The 4,641-nt window shown below is 72.4% G+C and carries 6 protein-coding genes; all 6 read right to left on the reverse strand.

What is annotated here, in order from left to right; genetic code table 11:
* Positions 1 to 1,278: hypothetical protein (locus tag ACNPQM_RS43630; protein WP_418088358.1), on the reverse strand; the 1,278-nt coding region annotated here is incomplete at its 3' end.
* A gap of 543 nt (positions 1,279 to 1,821) precedes the next feature.
* A complete protein-coding gene (locus ACNPQM_RS43635) occupies positions 1,822 to 2,184 on the reverse strand; it encodes a hypothetical protein (RefSeq protein ID WP_377541239.1) in 363 nt (120 codons plus the stop codon).
* A complete protein-coding gene (locus tag ACNPQM_RS43640; RefSeq protein WP_377541240.1) occupies positions 2,181 to 2,393 on the reverse strand; it encodes a hypothetical protein in 213 nt (70 codons plus the stop codon). The genes ACNPQM_RS43635 and ACNPQM_RS43640 overlap by 4 nt, the downstream gene beginning before the upstream one ends.
* Positions 2,390 to 3,280: a protein spdB gene (locus tag ACNPQM_RS43645; protein ID WP_377541241.1), complete on the reverse strand. Its 891-nt coding sequence runs from the start codon at positions 3,278 to 3,280 to the stop codon at positions 2,390 to 2,392. The genes ACNPQM_RS43640 and ACNPQM_RS43645 overlap by 4 nt, the downstream gene beginning before the upstream one ends.
* 2 nt (positions 3,281 to 3,282) lie before the next feature.
* Positions 3,283 to 3,603, reverse strand: a complete 321-nt coding sequence (locus ACNPQM_RS43650) for a hypothetical protein (RefSeq protein ID WP_377541242.1) — start codon at positions 3,601 to 3,603, stop codon at positions 3,283 to 3,285.
* Positions 3,600 to 4,641 (reverse strand): FtsK/SpoIIIE domain-containing protein (locus tag ACNPQM_RS43655; protein WP_418088359.1); only part of this gene is annotated, 1,042 nt, incomplete at its 5' end. The genes ACNPQM_RS43650 and ACNPQM_RS43655, both read right to left, overlap by 4 nt.

A 4,641-nucleotide genomic window follows, 5' to 3' on the forward strand; every position in this document is an offset into this window, starting at 1 on the left:
CGCCAGGACCTCACGGACGCGGGCAGCCATGGCGGCCGGGTCGGTGTTGCCGTCGGTGCCCTCGGCGGCCTGCGTCGCCTCCAGGTCGAGGGCCTTCCTCGCGACCGCGTGCCAGCCGTCCTCGGTGACGCGGACGCCCGCGCGGAGTTCGCCGCCCTCGGCGTCGGCCGCCGCGAGCAAGTCGAGGTTGTCTTCGTCGGTGTCGCCGCCGTCGATGCCGAGCATCGAGCGCAGGTAGCGGGTCCACTCGATCGCGCGGCGGCCCTTGGTCGCGCGCTCGTACTCGTGCCACTTCGCCAGGTTCCACTCCAGCGAGCCCTGTCCCTGGGCGTCGTCCTCGGGAACGCCTCCGGTCAGGTCTCCGATCCGGCCGAGGAGTTCGAACGGCGTGACGTTCTCGCCGCCCGCGGTTTTCAGGTCGGCGCGGGCGAGTTCGAGCGCCGGCGCCTTGCCGTCCTGCGTCTTGGCGATGTACTCGGCGAGGTCGTTCGCGTCGCGCTCGGTGTGCAGCCGCTTGAAGTCGACGCCGTGGCCCTTGCCCTCGCACGGGCAGTCGGCCCGTTCGCAGTCGTCCGTCGGCCGGAACTTCGGATTGATGCCCTGGAGGGTGCGGGTCCAGGTCGCGCGCCAGTGGTCTTCCCACTCGGTGAGCCGGTCCTCGGCAGGCGTGAAGGCGCCCGTGATCCTCTTGGCCGCCTTCTCTCCGGTGGTCCGGCCGCCGACGAGGACGATCGCGTGGATGTGCGGGTGCCAGCCGTGGGCCTGACCCACGGTCACCTCCGTCGCGCGGATCATCCCGAGGTAGCCGATCCGGTCGCGGATGCCCTCCTGGTCCTTCGCCCGGCAGCCGTCGCTGACCTTCCGTCCGGCCCACGTGCCGCCCGTGATGAGCCGCTGGTAGGCGCCGGGGCGCCGGGGGGTGTCCTCGGTTTTGCGGGTGCCCTGGAGAGCGTCCATGAGGTCGGCGAGCGCGTCCTTGTACGCGTGGCGGGCGGTGAAGGTCACCAGGTAGGCGGTCCCGCCCTGTTGGAGCCAGGTGACCACGGCCTGGGTGATCTCCTCGGCGCGGCGGTGGCGGATCACGGCGGCGCAGACCGGGCAGAGCCAGATCCGCCCGCACCGCATGAGGCCGAGGACCACGGAGGTTCCGGCAGCGGTCTGGGCGACGATCACGCCGGACGCGGGGTCCATCAGGGCCCGGCCGCAGCCCTTGCACGCGGAGTCGCCGGTGATCCGCCATAGGGTCCGGCGCCGGGTGTACCGCGCCGCTTTGCGCAAGCGGGCGGCGTCGCTTCGCGACTGCCCTTCCGAGAGGCTGTCGCCTCTCGGGCTCTCCCCATCCACCCCGTCCGGAGAAACCGCAGGTCGGCGGGGTGCGGGAAACTCTGTTGTTTCTTTCCCAAGCTGTCCGGGGTTGCTGCCGGACGTCATCCCGCGCTGAATTGCGCGCTTCGCGGCCTTCCGGCAGCGGTCCGAGCAGTAGACACGCGGCACTTTGCCCGGAATATGGGCAATCGGCGTGCCGCAGTGGCAGCGGGGGCCGCTGCTGTTCCGCGTGGCGGCACGCGGAGGTTCGGGGGTTGCAGACGCTGACGCGTCCCGTACGCTGGACACAGACGAGTCCCTTGGTTGTGGAGACCGGGTGGACGTCAGAAGCGGTCAGGGATTAGGCCCCCTGGCCGTTTCGCATTTCCTGGAGAGAATCCAAGCACCTTTCGTGCCCGGTGTTCCCCCCGGCACGCGACACGGCCCTTGGGGCTGTTGGGGTTTGACGGACCGAAGAAAGCCCCGCCAGCCGAAAAGGCCGGCGGGGCTTCGGTGTTACGCGGCTTCGACCGTCCACTCCCACGACTCGCCGTCGGCGGCAGCGCGGGCGGCGGCGTCGGCCAGGGCGCGGGCGAGGGCCGACGCCCGCGGCTTGAGGTGCCGGGTCCGGGAGACCGTGAGCAGCTGCTCGGAGACGAGCGCGGCTTCGGCAGCAGGGAAGGTTCGGGGCTTCGGGAACTCCAGGGCGTCGACCAGTGAGGCCACGGCCTTCCGGTCGTTGTACGGCACGGAGGTCTGGACCCAGGACGCGAGGGCGGCAACCTCCTTGCGGAGGTGGTGGTCCTGCCCGAAGAAGTCGGCTCCGTGCGAGACGACCAGGCTCGGTGCCGCGTCGTGGATGGCGGGTCGGCGGGTCATGCTGCGGCTCCCATCCGGTGGGCGAGGTCGGCGAGCTGGGTGGCGGCCGCGAGGATCAACCGGACCTCAGGTGTGCCGTCGGTCAGGAGTCGGTCGGGTCCGGGCGCCGGCGGGACCGGCGCGGGGGCCGGGACCGGGCGGCGGCGCAGGGCCACCGCCAGGACCGCGAGGGCAACCACCACGGTGGCGAGGTAGGCGAGGGCGATCACGAGCCCACCGCCTCAGACGTCGTGACGCGCTTCCAGGCCGCCCGGAGCCGGGTCTCCCCGGCGCTGTGGCCCGCCCTGCGGAAGGCGAGGGCGAGGGCGTTGTACGACATCGGCGGGTTGGTGCTGGCCCGGAGCTCCGCGACGATCGCGTCGATCTGGTCGTCCGTCAGGGCGGGTGCCTCGATGGCGGCCAGTTCTTCGAAGGAGCCCCAGACGGGGAGCTGCCAGCGGGGCTGTGACGCGTCCTGTGACGCGGGTGCGACGCGCTCTGTCACGCAGGTCAGAGCCCTACCGGTGCCGTCGCCCTGCCGGACTCCGTCCAGCTCCGACCAGGCGCCGGAGAGCCTCCTGGCCGCCTTGGCCTGTGCCTCCGCGACGCGCTTCCCGGCGCCCGTCACGGCGTCGAGGCGGGTCTCCTCGGTGCCCGCCTCGGCACGGAGTTCGGCGCGGGCGATGGCCGCCTGATCGCGGGCGCCCTGCTGGATCGTGGCGATCCGGTCGAGGGCGGTCTTGGTGAGCGCGGTCCGCTCCCAGAGACCGTGCACGAGCCACAAGGCCTTGGCCGCGATCGGCAGCCAGGCGACGGCGAGCCATGCGCCGGCGGATCCGTCGGCGGTGAGCGCGTGGGCGACCAGGACGCCGGTCGCGACCGCGCCGAACGCCCACCCGACCACGGTGACCGTGGTGTTGTGGTCACCCTGAGCGGCCAGGCGCCGGTCGTACGCGAGGGTCGCGAGCCAGCCGCCGTCGATGCCGAGTCCGACGACCAGGGCGACGGGCCACGGCATCGAGTCCCCGAGCCACATCACGACCACGGCCAGGGTGAGGACCATGGACACGGCGGTCATGGCGACCGCCGGTGCGGCGGTGTAGTTGCGCTTGGGCATGGTCACTTCCCCTTCCGGATCTCGCGGATGAGCAGGTACGACACGCAGCCGCCGACCGTCACGGCGACGGCGACCAGGGCGACCGCGAGGAACAGGCCGACCAGGACGCAGGCGCAGGCGGCACCGCCCGCGATCCACGCGGCGACCTTCCCGGCGGACGATCCGCTGGCCTTCTGCGTCGAGCAGCTGCAGGCGGCGTGCGCGGCCGGGGCGGGGGTGGCCGCCTGTACGGCCTGGACCACGGCGAGGATCTGCGCGATCTGCTCGGTGTTGGTCTCCGCCGCGCGGGCGTCGGCCACGGCCTGGGCGAGGTTGGCGCTCATGCGGCGACCTCCGTACGGATCGTCGTGCCGTCCTTGGCGAGGAGCCCGCGCTTGACCAGCGCGTCGACCGCGCGGGTGACCGAGCCGGGGTTGATGCCGGTCGCCTTGGCGATGGCGGCGTTGGTCGACGTGCCGTCGATCGCGGCCTGAAGCACGGCCTTCTGGTTGTCGGTCAGGTCCTGCGGGACGGCAGCCGCGGGGGCGGCGTCCTTCACCAGACGCAGCGGCTCGGACGCCGGGGCCGGGACAGGCGCCGGCGCCTTGGCCGACCGCTGCCAGACCGGGCGGTCAGGGAGGGCGATGACGTCGGCCGGGGAGAACGCCCGGGTGCTGATCGGGTGCGGTGCCGCCTTGGGTCCGGAGCGGAGCATGGCCACGCCGGGCATCGGCAGGTCGTGGGCGTGCCAGCCGCGCTCGGTGGCGTCCTCGCCGAACACGACGCGGCTCTCGCCGGACGTGCTCAGGGCGAGGGCGGCGCGGTAAGTGATCTGGGCGCTGATCTGCGGGTCGATGCCGCCCTTGGCGTCCATGGTCGGCTTCTGCGTGGCCCAGATCAGGATGATCTCGGCGGCGCGCGCCATGCGGGCGAGTGTCGACAGGTTCTCCATGATCCGGGACCAGTCCGGGTCGCCCGGGTCGCCGTCGCCGCCCTTGGCGCGCTTCTTGCGCGCCATGGAGATGACCTCGGCTCCTTCGTCCACGAAGACCGTGATCCGGGGGCGGCGGGTGCTGATCTCGATGGTGTCCCGGCCGCGCGGGATCTCCTCCAGCCGCTCGTACATCTCAGCGACCAGTTCGTCCGTCACGCCGAGGACGTCTTCGGCGTAGATGGCGACGCGGGCGCGGTGCTCCCAGTTGATGCCTTCCACTCGCTTGGGGTCGATGACGACCAGGCGGTGGTTGGGCTCCTCGGACGCCTCCGCGAGCAGGGCCCGGGTGCTCCAGCTCTTGCCCGACCCGGAGGTCCCCGCGATCAGCATCCGGCGACCGAGCGGGACCATGACCGGCTCGCCGGTCACCGTGTCGACGCCCCACGGG

It is taken from the genome of Streptomyces sp. NPDC056231 (genome assembly GCF_048270745.1).
Lineage (GTDB): Bacteria > Actinomycetota > Actinomycetes > Streptomycetales > Streptomycetaceae > Streptomyces.

Coding starts and splice junctions, on each gene's coding strand:
- ACNPQM_RS43645 (WP_377541241.1), bottom strand. CDS start 3,280: ATGCCCAAGCGCAACTACACCGCCGCACCGGCGGTCGCCATGACCGCC.
- ACNPQM_RS43635 (WP_377541239.1), bottom strand. CDS start 2,184: ATGACCCGCCGACCCGCCATCCACGACGCGGCACCGAGCCTGGTCGTC.
- ACNPQM_RS43650 (WP_377541242.1), bottom strand. CDS start 3,603: ATGAGCGCCAACCTCGCCCAGGCCGTGGCCGACGCCCGCGCGGCGGAG.